A 21,292-nucleotide genomic window follows, 5' to 3' on the forward strand; every position below is an offset into this window, starting at 1 on the left:
CATGGCAGTGCAGGAAAGGATCTTAGAAACAGCGCTTCGGATGTTCAGAACGATAGGCATTAAGAACGTAACCATGTTCGATATTGCACGCGAATGTGGTATCTCGAAGAAAACAGTGTACGAGCATTTCACAGATAAGGCGGAGTTGATTCAGGCTGGCATTCGCACCTTACTGGGAACGCTGAAAGAGGAAATGACAAACGATCGGAACGAAGCGGCAGACGCCATTGACGAGGTAATAAGAACAACAGCGAACATCCAGGCCCGTGCACGAACCATGAACCCGGTTATGCTGTATGAAGTGCAGAAATATCACCCGGAAATAGCAAAAGAGATAGCGCAGTTCAGACGGGATGCAGTACTACAACACATCCGCGGGAACCTGCAGAGAGGAATGGAGGAAGGATTGTTCAGCAGTCACTTCAATATTGATATCATCGCCCGCATGCGGCAGCTACAGTTGGAAACGGTCTTTGATCCTTTACAGTATCCGGCCGCAGAGTTTGAGCTGCATGCAGTAATGCAGGAAATAACAACAAACTATATCATGGGCATCGCCACGCTGAAAGGCCGAAGGCTGGCGGGCCGGTATTTCAAAATAGAAGAACAGGATCTGACTACCATTTAAAATTTCCAATGAAGAGGAAACAGTGACACTGCCGGTGCATAGCATGCACATGGCCTGGCTGCCTCTTGCCTAAAGAAAAAAATTCAATAATCAATGAAACGGTTAAAGCTACTGCTTATCCTCTTAACGGGGATAGGAGTCTACAACGGCTATGCCCAAACGGGAATGACACTACAGGAGTGTCTTAAATATGCCCTGGCCAACAACCAGAAACTGGCATACACCCGTATGGATGAGGATATGGGCCGCTTCAAAACAAGCGAAGTAAAAGCACGCGCACTGCCGCAGATCAATGGTACGGGTACTTATACCAATAATATCAAGAAACCGGTATTTCCTCTGCCTGGCGAGGTGCTAGGCCAACCCGGACAAACCGTGCTGCTGGAATCAGGCCTTACGCACAACATTGCCGCCGGCGCCAGTCTGGAACAGAAAGTATTTGACCAGACCGTGTTCACCGGCCTCAAAGCCGCCAGAACAACGGAAGAATACTATAAGATGGCTACCGCGCAATCTGAAGAAAGCGTGATCTACAACGTAAGCCAGGCCTATTACCAGGCCCTCGTTAGCCGCGAGAAGATCCGCGTGCTGGACGCGAATATCGAAAAGCTGACCACCCTTACAGAGACCACCAAATCCCAGCTGGAGAATGGCCTGGCCCGTAAAATAGACCTGGACCGCATTAAGGTGAACCTCACCAACTATAAAACACAGCGCATCCAGCAGGAGAACCAGTACCGGCTGCAGCTGAACCAGCTCAAACAAACCATCGGTATGTCCATGGATACCACCGTAGAACTGCCTGCTGCTTCTTTCGACGAACTGAAAGATAAATCAGCCGCCGGCCTTGCCTTCGGCAACCTCGATCTTAATAACAGGATAGAATACCGCCTGCTGGATAAACAGGTAGAGCTGCAGGAGCTGCAAAAGAAAGCTTACATTGCAGAGTATTACCCTACCCTGTCATTAACAGGTAACTACACATACAATGGACTGAGTAATAAGTTCGACTTCCTGAAATCAAAATCCAATGGCTCTACCGCCAACTGGTATGGTACTTCTTCAGTAGGGGTTACCCTGAAGGTGCCCATCTTTGACGGTTTCGGCCGCCGCTCCCGGGTTAGCCAGGCTAACGTGAAGCTTCGCCAGCTGAACAAACAGAAAGAGGAAACCGCCCTCTCGCTCAGCACTGCTTTTGAAAACGCCAAACTGCAGGTGCAGAGCAACCTGACCACCATCAAGGCACAGCAGGAGAACGTAGACCTGGCCAATGAAGTGTACGCCTCTACCCAGAATAATTATAAACTGGGACTGGCCAGCCTGACGGACCTGCTGGACTCGGAGACTTCGCTCACCGAAGCGCAGAACAACTACAATGAAGCACTGCTGCAATACAAACTGGCAGAGCTGGATATCATAAAATCCAACGGTAACCTTAAAAACTTACTGAACTAAACATGAAAAAGATCTTTATCTGGGGAGGCTTGACCGTATTGGCGCTGGTGTTGATCATGTGGAAACTGGGCGCTAATAAAAAAGAGAACGAGGCCAAAACAAAATATGTAAAACAAAGCAATACCGGTGAAGTACCTGTGCTGGTACAGCAGGTGAAGAAAACAGACTTTTCGCAGGGCTTTGCAGCGAACGGAAATTTTGAGCCTATCCGTGAACTGACCTACCTGGCAGAAACCTCCGGCCGCATAACTGACCTTTCGGTTGACGAAGGCAGTTATGTGAAACCCGGACAGGTAATGGCACGTGTAGATGATGAGATCCTGGGCACCGACCTGCAGAACTATAAAGTAAGTATGGACCAGCTGAAAGTGGATAAGGAAAGATATGAGAGCGCCTTCAAAACCGGCGGTGTTACACAGAAGCAGGTAGACGATATCCGTGTGCAGTACGATCAGGCCGTTACCCGCTACGAAGCCGCCAGCCGCCGTATCCGCGACACGCGCGTGAAGGCGCCTATCCAGGGTGTGATCAATGCCAAGTATGTTGAGCAGGGCGCTTACCTCAGGGCCGGCGACAAGATGTTCGACATCGTGGATGTATCCCGTTTAAAACTGGCAGTAAGCGTGCCTGAAGCGCAGGTAGTGACCCTGAAGGAAGGCGATAAAGTGAAGGTGACCGCCAATGTGTTCCCCGAAGCTTCTTACGAAGGCCGCATCACCTTCATAGCCGCTAAAGGCGATAACACGCTGAACTACCCGGTAGAAATGGAAGTGACCAACATTGCTGGCAAACAACTGAAAGCAGGCATGTATGGCACCGCCCATTTTGAAATGCCGAAAACAGCGCCTGTGATGTTGATCGCCCGCACCGCCTTTGCCGGTGGCGTGAACAGCAACCAGGTCTTTGTGATGGAAGGCGACAGCGCCAAATTGCGTAAGGTAGTAGCTGGCCGGATCTACGGCGACCAGGTGGAAATACGGGAAGGACTGAACGAAGGAGAGACCGTGATTACCAGCGGACAGATCAACCTGGTAGATGGATCGAAAGTGACCGTGCAAACCGCTGCAAAATCATAGCTGCAGCACAAACCGACGAAAAATGAAGATCACAGAGATATCCATTAAAAGGCCTACCATTGTGGTAGTGGTATTTACCATCCTTACCCTGCTGGGGGTAATGAGCTACAAATCGCTCAATTACGAGCTGCTGCCTAAGTTCAGTAACCCGGTGGTGACCATCAGTACGGTATACCCCGGCGCTGCCCCCGGTGAAGTAGAGGCTACCGTTACCAAGAAAATAGAGGACGCCATCGCTTCCATGGAAAAAGTCAAGAAGATCACTTCCAAATCTTCCGAAGGCCTGTCTGTTGTCACCGTGGAACTGAACAGCGACGCGAACGTAGACATCGGCATGCAGGACGCCCAACGCAAGATCAACGCCATCCTGGCCGATCTGCCGGAAGATGCGAAACAGCCTTCCCTGAATAAATTCTCCTTAGACGATCTGCCGATCATGACGTTGTCTGCCACTGCTAAAATGGACGACAAACAGTTCTACGACCTGGTGGATAAAAAGATCCAGCCCCTGCTGTCTCGCCTTCCGGGCATGGCCCAGGTATCGCTGACAGGCGGTCGTGAACGCGAGATACAGGTGAATGTGGATCCTGCTAAACTGCAGGCTTATAACCTCTCTATCCTACAGGTAAGGCAGACGATCACCAATGCCAACCTCGACTTCCCTACCGGTAAGGCCAAAACTACCGATCAGCAGATCCTGATCCGCCTGTCTGGTAAGTATAAAAATGTGGACCAGCTGCGTAACCTGGTGCTGAGCACAACCTCCACCGGTACCCAGATCCGGTTGCAGGATGTAGGAGATGTACAGGACGGACAGAAAGATGTAGAGCGTATTGCCCGTGTAGATGGTGTGAACGCTATCGCTTTGCAGCTGCAGAAGCAAACAGATGCCAACGCCGTAACCGTAAGTGAGGAAGTGAAGAAATCCATTGCGGGCATCGAGAAAGATTATGCACAGAACGGTTTGAAGATCGTGATCGCTAATGACTCATCCGACTTTACGCTGGAATCAGCAGATTCTGTAGTGCACGACCTTATCATTGCGGTTGCGCTGGTCGCGCTGGTGATGCTGCTGTTCCTGCACAGCATCCGCAATGCCATCTTCGTAATGATCTCTATTCCTGCCTCACTGATCGCTACTTTCATAGGCATGAAGCTCTTCGGGTATACACTTAACCTGATGTCGCTCATGGGGCTTTCCCTGGTAGTAGGTATCCTGGTGGATGACGCCATTGTGGTGCTGGAAAATATCTACCGTCACATGGAGATGGGCAAGAACAAAGTACGTGCAGCGTTTGATGGCGTAAAAGAGATCGGCTTTACCGTTACTTCCATTACCCTGGTAATTGTGGTGGTGTTCCTGCCCATATCTCTTACCGATGGCCTGGTATCAAAGATCCTGCGTGAGTTTTGTGTAGTGGTGATGATCTCTACCATGCTTAGTTTGCTTTCATCCTTCATGATAGTGCCGCTGTTGTCTTCCCGCTTTGGTAAGCTGGAGCACATGACCGGCAAGAATATTTTCGAACGCTTCATTCTCTGGTTTGAAAGACAGCTGCAAAAGTTTACAGACTGGATGACCGGTTTGCTGAAATGGGCGCTGGCGCACAAAGCCATTACCCTGGTAGTGGCCGTAGGCCTGCTCATGGCTTCCTTCATGCTGCTTGTCAAAGGGTACATTGGTGGTGAGTTTATTGCCAAAGGCGACAGGGGCCAGTTCATTGTGCAGCTGGAATTACCCAAGGATGCTTCTGTAGAACAATCTAATCAGGCTACCCGTAAAGTGGAACAGTATCTTTCCAAACAACCAGCAGTAGAACGTTTGATCACCACGGTAGGTCAGACTAGTGAAGATGGTTTCGGTGCATCACAATCTACCGCGTATAAATCCGAGGTTACAGTAATGCTGATTGACCAGAGCAAACGCGAAGAGGTAGATATCTACGCAGCTAAAACAAAAACGGAACTGAAAAAGTTGCTGCCAGGCGTAAAGGTGAAGACCATTCCCGTGAATATCATGGGTACGGCAGACCGCGCACCGGTAGAGCTGGTAGTAATGGGTACAGAGCTGGATAGCGTAATGGCATATTCTAAACAGGCGATGGAGGTATTGCGGAAAATAGATGGTACCAGTGATATAAAACTATCTGTAGATGAAGGTAACCCGGAGATCAATGTACAGGTGGACCGTGATAAGATGTCGGCCCTGGGCCTTACCCTTGACCAGGTAGGTTCTACCATGCAAACGGCTTTTAATGGTACGGCAGATGATTCAAAAGCGAAGTTCCGCCAGGGTGGTTATGAATATGATATCAACATCCGCTTCGATGATTTCAACCGGAAGAACATCCAGGATGTGGCCAACATCCAGTTTGCCAATAACCAGGGCCAGCTGATCAAATTGTCACAGTTTGCGAACATCATTGAGAGCAGTGGCCCCAGCCGCCTGGAAAGAAGGGATAAGAGCACTTCCGTTTCCGTGCAGTCACAGGTGATAGGTCGCCCTGCAGGTACCGTACAACAGGAGTTTGCACAGGCATTGACAAAGCTGTCCAGGCCCTCCGGTGTATCTTATGTGTTTGGCGGTGATGCAGAGAACCAGGGCGATTCATTCAGTACAATCGGTATTGCGTTAATGATCTCAATTGTAATGGTGTATCTCATCATGGTGGCATTGTATGATAGCTACATCTATCCATTTGTGGTATTATTCTCCATACCGCTGGCTATCATCGGCGCCCTGCTAGCGCTGGCCCTTACCAATAACACGCTGAACATCTTCACCCTGCTGGGTATGATCATGCTGATAGGTCTGGTGGCGAAGAATGCGATCATGCTGGTAGACTTTACCAACCAGATGAAGGAGCAGGGACAGAGCACATATGAAGCGCTGATCCATGCCAACAACGCCCGTTTGCGGCCCATTCTCATGACCACCATCGCCATGGTGATCGGTATGTTGCCCATTGCGCTGGCAACCGGTGGTGTGGCTTCTATCAAGAATGGCCTGGCATGGGTGATCATCGGCGGTCTGATCAGCTCTATGTTCCTTACCCTGATCGTGGTGCCGGTGGTGTATAAGATTGTGGACAGCATCATGCGCCGCTTTGGTTGGGGAAATCCGGCTGCAAAGCGCCTGATCCGTCAGCGCATGGTGGCGCCTTATACAGTGGAAGAGGAAACAGAAGAAGCGCTGGAAGGTATATTATCCGCGAACTGATCAAAAGAAAATTAAAAATAGTAACAATACAGGCATTGTTACTGCTAACAGTGTAACAGTTGTAGGTTTAGGTAGTAGCCGGAGTATTCTTACTCCGGCTTTTTTATTAACGAAAAGTGCCACCCCCAAGGGATGGCACATATCCGTTCATCATTCACTATTCCGGATGGAGTGTTACAGCTGTAGGTGTATAAAGAAATGGTTAATAGCCCGGGTTCTGCGACAGCAGTGGGTTCAGTACCCTTGCATAGGTGGGTACGGGGTACAGACGTTTAGTAGTGTTCGCATCTGTTTTGTAACCCCAGCTGCCTTCAAATTTTCCAAAGCGGATCAGGTCATTACGGCGCCAGTTCTCCCAGGCAAATTCCCTTCCGCGTTCAGCCAGCAGGTTATCCAGTGTAACGGTGCTCCAGGCGCTGGCCTTACGGATAGTCCTTACTTCGTTCACCAGCGACACGGCAGAAGCACCGAGGGTAGGCGTAGCACCTCTCAGGATGGCTTCTGCTTTCATCAGCAGGATATCCGCGTAGCGGAAAACGGGTATATCATTGCCCTGGTTGCGGGAGGAAGAAGTACTGTCAGGATAGAACTTGATACAGCGGTATCCTTCGGCCCAGCTCTTTTCGTCATTACCTGCATCAAAGATCGTAGGGTTTTTAATCACGATATCGGGTGTGAGCGTAAGCTCAAAATTATAAGGTGTTGATTTATCTGATCCGGTGTAATCTTCGTCAAATCCCACCTTGGTAGTAGCAATGGTAATGGGCGTACCGTCGTAATTGTATTGTTTACCGGTAAGCCAGATAGCATTCCTGGCGTCTCCTGCCTCGTTGTACAGTGCATAGTACTCGGGTATGGTGCTTACTGCGCCGCTGGGCGTGAAAGGCAGGTGATATTTGTTGCGCATGGCGCGATGGAGATAATAGCGGGCAAAGATCTGTTCTGTTGCCTGGGTACCGTCATAAGGAATGGCAAAGATGAATTCCTTGATCGCCGGGCCGTTGTTGATGTTGAACATGGCCATGTAATTACTTTCCAGCGCAAACAGTTTGCTCTGGATGATACTATCACACATCGCTACGGCGTCGTTGTAGCGGTCCTGTCCGGTGTACTGCTGCGCGTTCAGGTACATTTTTGCGAGCAGGGCAAAGGCGCAGTATTTGGTGGGCCGTCCGTAGGTGGAGTTATCCACGGCGCTGCTCAGGTTGGGCAATACGGCTTTCACTTCAGCTTCTATGTAGGCAAAAACATCGGCCCGTTTGGTGGTGGTCACTTTGGAGGTATCTCCGAATTTAGTGACCAGCGGAATGTTGCCCCAAAGGTCCATCATAAAGAAATACGACAGGGCGCGCATGGTACGTACCTCTGCTACTATCTGGGCCGGTGCTCCTGCAGGGGCGCTTTCCAGCGTGGATAAGATCTGGTTGGCGGTGCTGATAGTGGTGGAGATATTATCCCAGCACTCGCCCATGGTGGCATTATCGGCGTTCCAGGTATGCAGGTGCAGCTGAGCATAGCGGCCGCCATCCCACCAGTTGCCACCCCTGGCAGGCAGTATGGCTTCGTCTGTACTCAGAGATTGCAGGAACCAGTAAGACCTGGGATACCAGGGCCTGAATTTCGTATATACGGGACCGGAAGCCAGGATGGCCTGGTCTACGGTAACGGGAAAGTTAGCCGGCGTCAGCTTGCTGTCTATGGTTACATCCAGCTTGTGGCAGGATGCGGCGGTAAAGGCAAGCGCGGTAAATAAGCAGGCGTTTTTTATGATCGATCTCATTTGATATCAGTTTGTTTTTAGAATTGAGCGTTTACACCAAATAATACAGTCCTGGTCTTTGGATAAAAGTTGTTGGCGTCTACGCCGGGCGTTAGGCCACCCATGCTCACTTCAGGGTCTATACCGCGGTAGGAAGTGATGGTGAGCAGATTGGTGCCGGTAACATAGAGGCGCAGTGCGCGAAAGTTTTTGGAAATATTGCGAAAAGTATATCCGAGGCTTGCGTTATCCAGTCTTACATAATTGCCGCTTTCTATGAAACGGGTGGAGTAGCGATATGCATTCACGTCTTTGGCAGATTCGTTTTCAGAGAATACGGGAATGTTATACTGGTTAGCTTGTGAAGGCCGGTTCAGATCTGCCAGCGTAGCGTTGAAGATCTTATAACCCAGTACTGATCTGAAGAAAACGTTCAGGTCAAAGTTCCGGTAGCGGAAGCTGTTGTTCCAGCCGAGCATCAGTTTAGGCTGCGGGTCACCGGCATAGTAGTAATCAGCCAGGTTGGTGAGCTGCGCAACGTTGGACACTACTTTACCGTTCCGGTCATAGAACTGCGATACGCCGTTGGCGTCTTTACCTGCATAGCTGAAAGTAAAGAACTGTCCGATAGGCCTGCCGGATTTAATGATCTGCAGGGTGGCGCTGGTTTGTCCGCCGCCATCCGGCTGGTTCAGCGGAATAGAGTCTGCCAGGAAGCGGCCACTGGAAAGGCTCACCACCTTGTTGCTGTTATGTGCCAGGTTAAAGCTGCTGTTCCAGGAGAAGTCGGCGGTTTTTACTGCCTGCACGTTTAATGCCAGCTCTATACCTTTGTTGCTGATAGCACCTGCATTGGCGGTGAGTGTACCTACAGGATACTGCGTAGTAGAAACGGAATAGTTCCAGATAAGATCTGTGGTCTTCTTGTTATATACATCCACGCTGCCGCTGATCCTTCCACGCAGCACGGAGAAGTCGATACCCACGTTTGCTGTGGCTGTTTTTTCCCATTTCAGATCGGGGTTGGCGTTCTGTGTAGGGCCCAGGGCGTTTACATAGTTGCCATAGTAAAATGATCCGGTAACGCCGTATTGCAGGGTAGCGATGTAGGGATCAAAGCCCAGGGAGTTGCCGGTAACACCATAACCACCGCGCAGTTTTAATTCATCCAGGAAAGAGGCCTGCTGCATAAATGATTCCTGGGTGATGCGCCAGGCGGCGGATACAGAGGGAAAATATCCCCAGCGGTTATTAGGGCCGAAGGCAGATGATCCATCACGACGGATGGAAGCCTGCAGGAAGTATTTGTTGGCGTAGTTGTAATTCAGGCGGCCGTAGTCAGATATCAGGAGCAGCTTGGTATATACTCTATTGCCCCAATCTACTTTATAGTTACTGGCGCTGCCGTAGCCAATGCCGTAATAGCCCAATGCATCAGATGCGAATTGAAAGTTGTCTGCCTGAAAGCCGTCTCCTTTTCTGTCTTCCTGCCAGGAATAGCCGATCAATGCGGTAACGTTATGTTTGCCGAACTTCTTGTCGTAGGTAAGGTAAGTTTCTGCGATCTTGTTGGTGTTCTGAAAAGAGGATCGGTAGGCCAGACCATCGGTAGCGCCGGTTGGCAGCAGACCGTTATAATTATCGGTATAGTATTGGTCAAAATAAGTGCCCTGGTTATACTGGGTGTTCTGGTACGCCAGGCTCAGGTTATAGGTAAAGCCAAAGGGCAGCTGCAGCTGTGCAGTGGCGTTGGCCAGCATCACTTTTGTCTGCAGTTTATCATAGGCATTCTCCAGCATAGCCACGGGGTTGTAATACCCGTTGCGGTTGAGGTTCTCGTTATAGGAACCGTCTTCCTTTTTAGGTGCAACGGTGGGCAGGTACCTTACAGAGTTGGCCAGCAGGTAACCTCTTTCGTTGTTGCCGCTGCCGGGGGCGGTTAGCTCCGGGATCTGCTGGTTGGGAATGCGATTGGAGTTACTGATGGAATTGTTCAGCGAGAAGCCCAGTTTCAGTTTATCGTTGAAAGCTTTCTGCTCAACAGTGATCCTGCCGATGAAGCGGTCCAGGTCACTCCTTTTAATAATGCCCTGCTGTTTAAAATAGTTTACACTGGCGCTGTAGGCGGTGCTTTCATTACCACCTGCAAATGCAATGTTATGATTATGTGCGATGCCGGTGCGCTGAATTTCTTTCTGCCAGTCGGTATTTGCACCCTGGTCGTCAGACGGGTCAAGCGCTAAGCTGTTTTTGGAAAGAAAGCCTTTCAGCTGTGAAGCGCTCATCATGTCTATACGGTTGGAAACAGATTCCATGGCTACATAGCCGCTGTATGACATTTGCATTTGTCCTTTTACCGGGCGGCGGGTGGTAACGATGATCACACCGTTAGCGGCCCTGGTACCATAGATGGAGGTGGCTGCTGCATCTTTCAGGATATCGATGGAGGTGATGTCATCGGGTGCTATCAGGGAGATATCGCCGCCGGGCACTCCATCTATCACATAGAAAGGTTGTTGGGCCTCGCCTGTACGCAGGGTGGAGGCGCCGCGCAGGATCACGCTGGAGCTGGCATTGGGGTCACCGCTCCTGGTGATGTTCAGGCCGGGCACCTTTCCCTGCAGCAGCTGGGCCGGATCGCTGATGGCTCCTTTATTGATGTCTTCCTGCTTTACGGAGGTGATGGAGCTGGTCAGGTTTTTACGGTCTTGCTTGCCATAACCCACTACCACTACAGCAGATAGGTTGCTGATTTTGTCTGCCAGTGTAACTGAATAGTTTTTCTGGCTGCTCAGTGTGATGGTAGCGGTTTCAAATGAAACAGCGGTGATCACCAGGCTGGAGCCCGGTTTGGCGTTGATAGAAAAGCTGCCGTCTTCCCGGCTCATTGCGTACTGCTGCGTGCCTTTGATCACGATAGTAGCTCCGGCAACCGGGTTGCCGTCCTTGGTGCTTACCCGGCCGGTATAATTAAGGGCGGTGGTATCCGTAGCGCTTTTGGCGTCTGTGGAAGGCGGAGGGCTCTTTTTAGGTTGCAGCACAATCGCGTTGTCAACATAGGTCCAGGAAAGTGCCCGGTGTTGCAATAATTGTTGCAATGCATCATCCAGGGGCGTGTCCTGGAAGTTAACGGTCACTTTCTCCTGGTCGTTCAGCTGGGAGCTGTTGTAGAAGAACCGGAGCCTTGTTTGTGCCGTAATCTTCTTGAATACTTCCTGCAGCGTAAGCTGGGTACCGCTGACAGAGATCTTCAGCGGTCCTTTATTGCCCGCCTGGGCCTGCAGGCTGAGGTAACAGCAAAGCAGGAAGGTAAGCAGGGAGGTGCTGAAAACATAACGTGTTGGGACGGACAGATTGGCCATAATCAGTTTTTCTGGTTGATAAATGTGAATTTGTGTATAAGACAGGGGATTGGCTGAGGCGGGTGATCAAAAGAAAAAATTTTATTGTCTTTAGCACAATTAATTAGGAAAGAATAACAAAGAATGAATAATTTAGTAAAGCCAGGTATGAAAAACTGATTTGGCCAGCTAAGAATTCCTGTGTTCCATTAACAAATTCCCGGGGGGATGAAGCAGTATGACGATGTAATGCTGTTGGCTCAATTAAGGGCCGGTGATCCCGTGGCGTTTGAGATCCTGTTCAACCGGTATTTCAAACTGCTCTGGATGGAGGCCTATGCCCGGCTGGAAGATGCAGAGGAGGCCGAGGACATTGTACAGGAGTTTTTCATGGAGTTCTGGGAAAGACAGTTATACCTGGGCATTCAGCAATCACCTAAATATTATCTGTACCAGGCTATCCGCAACAGGTGCATCAACCGTTTACAGCGGCGTAAAACAGAACAGAAGCGGCTGGATAGCTATAGTGTTACCGCACCCCATGAACAATTACCCGTTTACCATCCTGAAACGAGCGAGCTGCGGCTCCGGCTTGATCATGCCATACAGGGCATTCCGCCGGAATCGGCCAAAGTGTTCCGCCTCATGTACCTGGAGCATAAAAAGCGTAAGGACGTTGCTATGCAGCTGGGGATTAGCGAGAATACAGTAAAAACGCAGCTGGCCAGGGCGATGCGCTATTTACGCCAGCGGCTGGATAATTTCAGGTAGCGGGTAACCCAAAAAGCTCAAAATCCTGTCTTATAGGAAATGGAATATAACGAGGAGCATATACGGCTAATGATGATCGAAAGGCTGGCCGGTACTATCTCAGTACCGGAAGACGAAGCATTGGAAGCACTGATCCGCAGCAATGCCGATGTGCGCCGCCAGTGGCGTGCGCTGCAGGATGCTTTCGATACCCCGGCAGCAAGAACGGCATTGGATAGTGTCCCTGAGCGGCAGCAAAGGGTATGGGAAAATATTGAAGAGCAACAAGATCTAATTGCTGAACGGCGGTTTAAAGTAGCCCGTGCCGCGGGGATTGTCCGTATAGCTGTGGCAGCTGTTATTCTTACAACCATTGCCGCGGGAACAGTGTATTACCTGCAGCGGCCTAAAGATCAGCCGTTGAAGACTATGCGTATGCCTGGAGCTGAAAGCGTGCAGCTGCAACTTGCCAACGGGCAGACCATCAATATTTCCGGTGCAGGTAAGACCATTTCCCTGGGCGCCGGTCAATTACAGAATACGAATAAGACCTTGTCCTTTAACGGATCAGATGATGGTCATGCTGGTACTAACATGCTGACCGTACCGGTGGGGATGGATTATAAGATCGTATTGTCAGACGGTACGGAGGTATGGCTGAACGCGGTTACCACCCTCCATTTCCCGTTTAAGTTCAATGGAAGCACACGTGAGATCAGTATCAACGGGGAAGCTTACCTGAAAGTAGCAAAGGATGCGAAGCATCCTTTTATTGTGCATACGCCGCAGAGCAGTGTACAGGTGCTGGGTACTTCATTTAATGTTAATAGTTATGATTCCGGCCAGGTGAAAGTATCGTTGATAGATGGGGCCGTGCAGTTAAAGGCTGGTAAAGGCGCGGCTACGTTGAAGCCGGGTCAGCAGGGGATATGTGAAAGCGGCAGGTCTATTACGGTACAACCTTTTGATGAGAAGGATATATTGAGCTGGATGCAGGGCGTGCAGGTGTTTTATAATGCACCGGTACAGGAGATCAATAGTGTGCTGGCAAGATGGTATGGGGTAACGGTAGTGGTGGATAATCCAAGATTGGAGAAAGAACGGTTTACCGGGTTTGTTGAACGGAATAAACCATTGAAGACTTTTTTGGAGCAGATGAAAATGACAACGGCGTTGGATTATTATTTTGAAGAAGGGGTGTTACATTTGAAGTAGATAACTAAACAAATGTCATCTCTTATCCTCCTGTTTTTTGTTGGCCTGGTAGCCGGCGCTATGAACGCAGCTGCAGGCGGCGGTTCCTTCATTACATTCCCGGCACTGATATTTGCCGGCGTTCCGCCGGTAGCGGCCAATGCTTCCAGTACGGTAGCTTTGTTTCCCGGCAGCCTGGCCAGCGCCTGGAAATTCAAAGAATACATCCGGCCCTTTCCTGATATTTCGATGCCAATTATGGTCTTGTTAACTGCAGTGGGCGGTATTGCCGGCGGACTGTTGTTGCTGTATACACCTTCTGCCAGTTTTAACCAGATCGTTCCCTGGTTGTTATTAATCGGTTCACTTGCTTTTGCCTTCGGGCGGCAGCTGGGCGATTGGCTGCGGCAACGGCTACATATAGGCGCTGGAGTGATCTTTGCCGGGCAACTCTTATTGGGTATTTATGGTGGTTATTTTGGCGGGGCGGTAGGTATTATGATGATGGCAGTGTGGTCGCTGTTCGGTCTGTCAGATATGATGGTGATCAATGCCAATAAAACGCTGCTGGTGGGTGTTGCCAATGTAATGGCTGTGGTGTTGTTCATTATTGCGGGCAAGGTTTATTGGGCGGATACAATGGTAATGATGACAGCTACTATCCTGGGAGGATACTTCGGGGCACATTACACCAAGCAATTGAATCCGCAGCATTTGCGCAGGGCGGTGATCTGCTTCAATTTCGCTATCACCGCCGCTTTCTTTATCAAAACATATCTTTAAGGGGCTTCTCCGGCCAGGCGCGTTGCCGTACTTCTTCAAACCCGAATTCCTTCATTACTTCTCCGTTCTCAAATACTACTTCCAGCTGATCTGCGGCTTGAGGTAATTCATCTTCTTTCACGGTTTTGAATTCCCCCTTCTCTTTCACCAGTTTCAGCCTGCCTGCTTTAGATTCTTTGAAGGAGGTGCGCAGCTGGCCCTTGGCATCCAGCTCTACCGGCATTTTCTGAACGTTAATGCTTTCGCCGTTCACTACGGCGTGGGAGCACTTTAGGGCAAATTCCTGTGTGTCGCGGTTTACGCGTTGCAACAGTGCGCCGCCCATACCCAGTGCCAGGTTCTCTGCACTGATGCCAGCGCTCATCAGCGCCTCGTAGATCTCTTGTATGGAGGAATAGCTGACGCCGTCTCCCTGTATTACGCGTACCTGTGGAGGCAATACTTTGTATCCTTTTTCATTAACAGTGAACCCAAATTTTGTCATCAGGATATCGAAGACTTTCAGGAGGGTACGTACCGGATCGCCACTATCTGGTCTTATTACCAGGGTGCCGTCGCGGCTGAGGATCTGTTCTTTCAGCTCATTGCCCCAGTATTGTTCGCAGGCGCGGAAGATATTGTAGGAGTCAGACACGCAGGCCACTACCCCGGTAGGAAAGGTATCCAGGACATGTCGGAAGATCTCAGGTTCACCTTTTTCTCCCAGCAGGGTAACGATAGAATGTTCGGTGGCCGGTATAGATTGACCCGGCGCCAGCTGCGCCCCGTAATAGCGTTTGGCAAAGGTTGAGGCATGCAGGGTATCGCTGCCGGAGAAGCTCACCAGGTGGGCGCTGCCACCCAGGCCTGCGCTTTCTACTGAGCTGGCCCCGCGGAAACCAAAGTCGTTCAGCACAAAGCCGATGCCTGCAAAGGAAGCAGCACTGGCAGTGGCTTCGTAGTAGCGGGTTATTATCTTCCGGATCTCGTAAGACTGGGTGGCCACGGTGCAAGGATACCATACCTGCATCAGCAGCGTTTCCAGGAAATTGGTCAGCCAGTAGCAGTTGGGGTCAGTGTTCTCTATTGTCATCAGTACGTTCCGTACAGGTGTTACTGTCCCTTCGGGAACGGCCCTGATGCGGACCGGCAGGCAGCCGCCATGCGTGCGAACGATGTATTCAAAGCGTTTGCGGTCAAATACGTCTTCCCGCCCGAATACTTCCAGCAGCATATGCTCTGCTTCGTTGATCTTTTCGCGGGTGAACACCGGCCCTTCCAGGTACTCTTTCAGAAAATACTGCAGTCCGTAGAAGACGGTTTCCTGAAATTTGCCGCCCCGGCTTTCCAGGTAGGAATAGATGTATTGTGTACCTGGCAGGTACAACTTATGATGCGAATACTTGTAGGCATCCGCTAACAGAATCAGGTTTTCTTTCGTCATCCCCCGGTATTTTACCCTTGTCTATTTTGATTGAATGTACTGCTCTATCTGGGCAGTTCCCTTGTGCAGGTTCACGAACAGCGGATTTTTCTGCGGATCAAATACAATAATGGTATGCGCTTCCCAGGTATCCTGTGGCACCGGCAGCTCGATAACCACTTCCTGCCCATTGGCCCGGCGAAACAGCAGGCTGTCTTTACCGGCGATGTGTTTGGTAAACTGGTGCTGTTCGAGATAGGTTATCAGCTCCTGCTGCTGTTGTTGTGCGGCAGCTGCGGCAGTATCGCCCAGCGCGGGCTTCACCTGCCGGAGCACATAACATTTCCCGGTGATCAGATCATATTTGTCGGAATCGGTTTGCTTAGGGCCATTCGTACAGGCTGCAAAAAACAGGATGGACAAGAATAAATAGCGCATCATCAGAATTGTATATTAAAGGTCTGTTGTTTAGTTCCTCTCTTTACGGTCACAGTGGTTTTGTCTCCTTTTTTGTAGGTGGATAGCGCCTGCATATAGCCATCCAGGTTAGTTACGGACTGTTTGCCCAGCTGTACGATCACATCCCCGGTAGTCAGCCCGGCTTTCTGTGCGGGTTTGCCATCAGAAATACCGTCTACCCGCACGCCCCCCTGCTTATAGGTATAATCCGGCATAATACCCAGGGTAACAGAAAAACGGGCGGAGCTCACCTGTGGTTCACGGGTGGGCGTGAAAGCCAGTTTTTCCTGGGCATTGGCTTTTTCAATAATACGGTAAATTAATTTTATTACGCTCAATTCCCCGGTATAATTGATCTTGTCCGCATCGTCGGTAGGTTTGTGATAGTCGCTATGCGTACCGGTAAAGAAGAACAGTACCGGTATCTGTGCCCGGTAAAAGGAGGTATGATCGGAGGGGCCTACGCCGGAAGAATCGTAATTGAGCTTCAGTCCGGCGGGAGCTGATTGCTCCAGGATACCTGTCCATAGCGGCGAAGTGCCGATACCGCCTACCTGCAATCCTTTGGCAGCATCCAGTCGCCCTACCATGTCCATATTGATCATGAAATTTACCTGCGCCATGCTTACCGGGGCATGGGCTGTGAAGTATTTGGAGCCGAACAGTCCCAGCTCTTCGCCGGAGAAGGCGATGAGTATAAAATTATTGTTTTTAAAGCGGCTGCTTTTCAGCTGGCGGCCCAGTTCCAGCAGGGCGGCAATGCCGCTGGCATTGTCGTCTGCCCCGTTGTGAATAGCTTTTTCGCCGGTAGACAGGGAGTTGTGATCCTCGCCATAACCCAGGTGGTCATAGTGTGCGCCCAGTATGATGGTCTTTGGAGCGCCGTTGTCAATATAACCAATGACGTTAGTGCCGGTACGCTTCTCCTCTTTGAAAGCCACTTCCAGGTTAATCTGGAAACCGTTGGCGTCATCGCTTTTCAGCTTTTTGCTAATGGTGCCGTTCACCCAGAGGGCGGGAATCGACAGCTTCTTTGGGTTTTCATCCAGCCATTGTTCTACGGAGTGGATATCCTCCTTACCGTTAAAGAAGATAACACCGGTAGCCCCTTCCTTAGCGGCTTCCGCGGCTTTTTGCTGGTATTGGCCCAGAGCAGGGGCATGGGGATTCAGCTCCATGTCCTGTATGTCTATCAGCCATATATTATCGGGTTCCTTTACGTCGGGCAGCACTTCTCCTTTGGCGGCTTTCTCTGCGCTGAAGGGCAGCGGCAGGAATTGTTCACCGGGCGTAAATTTGTCGTTATTAACGCTTAGCCGGGTAGCCTCAGCTACTTCTTTACCTTCCCGTACAGTAAAAGTTTGCAGATAACCATTGTCTCCTTTGGGGGCCAGGCCGGCTTTCTGCATCTGGTCTGCAATATATTCGGCGGCCAGTTTCTCGCCGGGGGTACCGGTTCTGCGGCCTTCCAATTTATCGCTTGAGAGATACGTTACGTGCGCTTGCAGGTTTTCCAAGGTTTTTCGGTCGGCTTTTTTCTGGGCAGGCAACTGGGCGGCCACAGACAGGAATATTAAAAGCCAGGTGATCTTTTTCACAGTTGAGTATTTAGGGAGTGTTAGACTAAGGACACTTTACATCATCGTTCCTCACAAAATTAGCCTCTCTGCATGAAAGTGAGCGGTAAAGTGCAATTATTACACCAAATTTCGAATTTCGGCCTATTTTTGCCGCGTTCAAAAACCAATCATACCCAAAATATCATCAAAAATGGCAGAGATCAGGAACACGCCTTTTTCCGCTAAGCACATCGCGCTGGGCGCTAAAATGGTCCCTTTTGCAGGTTACAACATGCCTGTTTCGTACAGTGGTATCAATGACGAACACCAGACGGTCCGTAATAATGCCGGCGTATTTGACGTTAGCCACATGGGCGAGTTCATGCTGAAAGGCAGCGACGCGCTGGACCTTATACAAAGGGTTACCTCTAACGACGCTTCCAAATTAACAGCCGGTAAAGCCCAGTACAGCTGCCTGCCTAACCGCGAAGGGGGTATTGTGGACGATCTGCTGGTATATTGTATTGAAGAGAACAAAGTATATATGCTGGTGGTAAACGCTGCCAACATTGAGAAAGACTGGAACTGGATCAGTGAGCACAACACCAAAGGGGTGGAAATGCACAATATCTCTGATAAGACCTGCCTGCTGGCCATTCAGGGGCCTAACGCCACCAGCATCCTGCAGCCTTTAACGGATATTGACCTGGTCAATATGAAATACTACACCTTTGCCAAGGGTGTTTTTGCCGGGGTACCTAACGTACTGGTAAGCGCTACCGGTTATACCGGGGCCGGCGGTGTGGAGATCTATTTTGAAGATAAGGACGGCGCTGCCGAAAAGATCTGGGACGCCATCTTTGAAGCAGGTGGGCCTAAAGGGCTCAAACCTATTGGCCTTGGCGCACGCGATACCCTGCGACTGGAGATGGGCTTCTGCCTGTATGGTAACGATATCGACGACCGTACCTCTCCGCTGGAAGCGGGCCTGGGCTGGATCACCAAGTTCACCAAGGACTTTACCGCCCGTGAGATACTGGAAAAGCAGAAAGCCGCCGGACTTACACAAAAGCTGGTGGGCTTTGAAATGATAGACAAGGGCATCCCCCGTCATGACTACGAGATCAAAAACGCAGCAGGCGAAGTGATTGGCCGGGTAACTTCCGGTACACAATCTCCGTCCCTGCAGAAGGCCGTGGGCCTGGGCTATGTTGGCACAACCCATGCAGCGCTGGATAGCGAGATCTATATAGCTGTGCGTGATAAGCAGCTGAAAGCGAAGGTGGTGAAGGTACCGTTTTTAGGTTAGCTATTAGCTTTTAGCTGTTGGCCGTTAGCAATTACCGGGTTTTCACCGCAGATTTTATTAAATCTGCCTGTTAGCCATTATCTTAGCCAAAAGCTAAAGGCTAACTGCTAAAAGCTGTTTCATAACCATATCTATGCCTACTATTCATTTAACAACCGTCATCCATGCTCCTATAGAGCGGGTGTTCGATCTAAGCCGGAGCATTACCCTGCACAAGCGCAGCATGGCGCATGTACGGGAGGAGGCCATTAAAGGCCGCCTGAATGGCCTCATATCAGAGAATGAGACCGTTACATGGAGAGCCCGTCATCTGGGTAAAACGCGGGAGTTCACCTCCCGTATCACTGAAATGCGCAGCCCCGAATACTTTTGCGACGAAATGGAGCAGGGCGATTTCAGCTACCTGCGCCATGAGCATCATTTCAAGGTCATTGATAACGGCACTGTTGCAATTGACGTAATGGAGTTTGGAGTGCCTTACGGCTTCCTGGGCCGGCTGGTGGACCGCTTTTATCTAAGGCGGTACATGAGCAACCTGCTGGAGCTGCGTAACAAGACCATTAAAGATTATGCAGAGAGTGAAAAGTGGCGGGTGATCCTGGATTAATTAATAATGAATAATTAATAATTAATAAGGGCTGTCTTGCATAAACGGCAGTCTTGTATGTAATGGCTTATTTGTATTTTGAAAACTATTAATTCTTAATTTTTAATTATTAATTATAAAAATGAACCGGCCTTCATTGGAAGTGTGCCTTTCACCGGCACTCTTGCATTTATATGATGTAAAAAACAGTATTGTTGTAATTATTGATGTGCTGAGGGCCACCTCTACTATCTGTACGGCGCTGTACAACGGCGCGGCCAAGGTAATACCGGTAGCATCCGTAGAAGAGTGTGTGAACATCGGCCGCCAGCTGGAAGGCATTACCGCCGGCGAACGTGACGGAAAGATTGCGGAAGGCCTGGCCTATGGCAATTCCCCCTTCGAATACCCCCGGGATTTCGTGGAAGGGAAAATACTGGTGCTCACCACCACCAACGGTACCAAGCTGCTGCACATGGCAAAAGACGCGATACAGATCATTACCGGTTCTTTCCCGAACCTGTCTGCCGTATGCGACTACCTGGTAGCACAGGGGCAGAACGTGATACTGGGCTGCGCTGCCTGGAAAGACCGCGTGAACATGGAAGATACCCTGTTTGCCGGCGCCGTGGTGAACCGCATCCGGGAACATTTTTCTGTGAACTGCGACTCTGCCCTGGCTGCTGAGACCCTGTACAATAATGCCAAAAGCGATCTTTACGGCTTTATGAAACAGGCTTCCCACTTCCAGCGCCTCTCCCGTTACGGGCTGGAAAGAGATATCCAATACTGCCTTACCCCGGATGCGGCCAATGTGTTGCCGCTGCTGAAGAATGGCGAACTGGTAGTTGCCTGATGTGTGGATGAATGTGTAGCATTAACATAAATGCCTTACATTAGCAGATCAGCATATTAGCCCGGCATGCATTTTATCTGTACCACCTGCGGCATCCAATACGATGCTACAACACAGCCACCCGCTCATTGTCCGGTATGTGAGGACGAGCGCCAGTATGTAAATCCCGGCGGCCAGGCCTGGACCACGCTGGAGCAGGTAGCTGCCCGGCACAGGAATATCATAGAGCTGGTGGCGCCTGACCTTTACGCTATTTACACTACTCCTTCTTTTGCTATCGGCCAGCGGGCCTACCTGCTGTTGACGCCTGGCGGTAATATCCTCTGGGATTGCATCACCAACCTGGACGCATCTACTATTGATATTATCAGACGCCTGGGAGGCATCAAAGCCATTGCGCTTTCTCATCCGCACTATTATTCCACTATTGTGGAGTGGAGCCACGCTTTTAACAATGCCCCCGTGTATGTTCACGCGGCAGATGCCCAATGGCTGGGCCGCAAAGACCCTGTCATAAAGCTGTGGGAAGGCGCTACGTATCCCCTGTGGGATGAGATCAGCCTGGTGTTGCTGGGTGGTCACTTTCCCGGCGGCGCCATTCTGCACTGGCCTGCAGCCGGTAACGGCAAAGGCGCCCTGCTGGTAGGCGATGTGGTACAGGTGTGCCCGGATCAAAAGACAGTGTCTTTTATGTATAGTTATCCCAACTATGTACCATTGCCTAAGAAAGAGATCCTCCATATCCGCGATGCGGTGCAGCCACTCACCTATGACGCCGTTTACGGCGCCTTTGGCCGTGTGATCAGTACGGGTGGACAGGAGGCGGTGGCTTTTTCGCTGGAAAGGTACCTGCGGATCTTTGAATAGCAGCCCAGGACGCTGCTCAGCAGGGGATGACCCATCTTTCAAAAATTC

General features: G+C 50.4%; 16 protein-coding genes. 11 read left to right on the plus strand and 5 right to left on the minus strand.

The window, feature by feature from the left end; genetic code table 11:
- The first annotated feature begins 1 nt into the window (after window position 1).
- From ACR9Y8_RS18285 to ACR9Y8_RS18300, 4 genes are all read left to right on the plus strand, one after another.
- Window positions 2-628, plus strand: coding sequence for a TetR/AcrR family transcriptional regulator (locus ACR9Y8_RS18285; protein ID WP_481214689.1), 627 nt, complete (start codon window positions 2-4; stop codon window positions 626-628).
- A 93-nt stretch (window positions 629-721) separates the two neighbouring features.
- Window positions 722-2,083, plus strand: a complete 1,362-nt coding sequence (locus tag ACR9Y8_RS18290; RefSeq protein WP_481214690.1) for a TolC family protein — start codon at window positions 722-724, stop codon at window positions 2,081-2,083.
- A gap of 2 nt (window positions 2,084-2,085) precedes the next feature.
- Window positions 2,086-3,159: an efflux RND transporter periplasmic adaptor subunit gene (locus ACR9Y8_RS18295; protein WP_481214691.1), complete on the plus strand. Its 1,074-nt coding sequence runs from the start codon at window positions 2,086-2,088 to the stop codon at window positions 3,157-3,159.
- Between the two features lie 22 nt (window positions 3,160-3,181).
- Window positions 3,182-6,379, plus strand: coding sequence for an efflux RND transporter permease subunit (locus ACR9Y8_RS18300; protein ID WP_481214692.1), 3,198 nt, complete (start codon window positions 3,182-3,184; stop codon window positions 6,377-6,379).
- Between the two features lie 202 nt (window positions 6,380-6,581).
- Here ACR9Y8_RS18300 and ACR9Y8_RS18305 read toward each other — a convergent pair whose 3' ends face one another.
- Both ACR9Y8_RS18305 and ACR9Y8_RS18310 read right to left on the minus strand, forming a co-directional pair.
- Window positions 6,582-8,159 carry a RagB/SusD family nutrient uptake outer membrane protein gene (locus ACR9Y8_RS18305; protein WP_481214693.1) on the minus strand — a complete coding sequence of 526 codons (1,578 nt, stop codon included), beginning with the start codon at window positions 8,157-8,159 and terminating at the stop codon, window positions 6,582-6,584.
- Between the two features lie 17 nt (window positions 8,160-8,176).
- A complete protein-coding gene (locus tag ACR9Y8_RS18310; protein ID WP_481214694.1) occupies window positions 8,177-11,500 on the minus strand; it encodes a TonB-dependent receptor in 3,324 nt (1,107 codons plus the stop codon).
- Between the two features lie 207 nt (window positions 11,501-11,707).
- Between ACR9Y8_RS18310 and ACR9Y8_RS18315 the strand changes: the two genes are divergently transcribed.
- From ACR9Y8_RS18315 to ACR9Y8_RS18325, 3 genes are read left to right on the plus strand one after another with little or no spacing between them, the layout of a single operon-like run.
- Window positions 11,708-12,250, plus strand: a complete 543-nt coding sequence (locus tag ACR9Y8_RS18315; RefSeq protein WP_481214695.1) for an RNA polymerase sigma factor — start codon at window positions 11,708-11,710, stop codon at window positions 12,248-12,250.
- Window positions 12,251-12,289: 39 nt separating this feature from the next.
- Window positions 12,290-13,444: a FecR family protein gene (locus ACR9Y8_RS18320; RefSeq protein ID WP_481214696.1), complete on the plus strand. Its 1,155-nt coding sequence runs from the start codon at window positions 12,290-12,292 to the stop codon at window positions 13,442-13,444.
- 12 nt (window positions 13,445-13,456) lie between these two features.
- Window positions 13,457-14,206, plus strand: coding sequence for a sulfite exporter TauE/SafE family protein (locus tag ACR9Y8_RS18325; RefSeq protein ID WP_481214697.1), 750 nt, complete (start codon window positions 13,457-13,459; stop codon window positions 14,204-14,206).
- Here the strand turns inward: ACR9Y8_RS18325 and ACR9Y8_RS18330 are convergent.
- The 3 genes from ACR9Y8_RS18330 to ACR9Y8_RS18340 are packed head-to-tail and all read right to left on the minus strand — an operon-like array spanning window position 14,190 to window position 17,665.
- Entirely contained in the window at window positions 14,190-15,629 is a 1,440-nt protein-coding gene (locus tag ACR9Y8_RS18330) for a nicotinate phosphoribosyltransferase (RefSeq protein ID WP_481214698.1), read from the minus strand. The two genes, ACR9Y8_RS18325 and ACR9Y8_RS18330, sit on opposite strands and share 17 nt — an antisense overlap.
- Window positions 15,630-15,650: 21 nt before the next feature.
- Window positions 15,651-16,049, minus strand: coding sequence for a hypothetical protein (locus ACR9Y8_RS18335; protein ID WP_481214699.1), 399 nt, complete (start codon window positions 16,047-16,049; stop codon window positions 15,651-15,653).
- Window positions 16,049-17,665: a M20/M25/M40 family metallo-hydrolase gene (locus ACR9Y8_RS18340; protein ID WP_481214700.1), complete on the minus strand. Its 1,617-nt coding sequence runs from the start codon at window positions 17,663-17,665 to the stop codon at window positions 16,049-16,051. Before ACR9Y8_RS18340 ends, ACR9Y8_RS18335 begins: the two co-directional genes overlap by 1 nt.
- A gap of 172 nt (window positions 17,666-17,837) precedes the next feature.
- On the opposite strand from ACR9Y8_RS18340, the gene gcvT reads away from it, so the two are divergent.
- From gcvT to ACR9Y8_RS18360, 4 genes are all read left to right on the plus strand, one after another.
- Complete coding sequence (gene gcvT / locus ACR9Y8_RS18345; protein ID WP_481214701.1) at window positions 17,838-18,935, plus strand: glycine cleavage system aminomethyltransferase GcvT; 1,098 nt, start codon at window positions 17,838-17,840, stop codon at window positions 18,933-18,935.
- Window positions 18,936-19,068: 133 nt separating this feature from the next.
- The gene (locus tag ACR9Y8_RS18350) at window positions 19,069-19,542 is read left to right on the plus strand and encodes an SRPBCC family protein (protein ID WP_481214702.1); all 474 of its coding nucleotides are present in this window, start codon (window positions 19,069-19,071) and stop codon (window positions 19,540-19,542) included.
- Between the two features lie 121 nt (window positions 19,543-19,663).
- A complete protein-coding gene (locus ACR9Y8_RS18355) occupies window positions 19,664-20,377 on the plus strand; it encodes a 2-phosphosulfolactate phosphatase (protein ID WP_481214703.1) in 714 nt (237 codons plus the stop codon).
- Window positions 20,378-20,443: 66 nt separating this feature from the next.
- Window positions 20,444-21,244 (plus strand): MBL fold metallo-hydrolase, encoded by an 801-nt coding sequence (locus tag ACR9Y8_RS18360; RefSeq protein WP_481214704.1) that lies wholly within the window; start codon window positions 20,444-20,446, stop codon window positions 21,242-21,244.
- Window positions 21,245-21,292 lie beyond the last annotated feature (48 nt).

The organism is Chitinophaga sp. SVR4-12A (assembly GCF_056754765.1).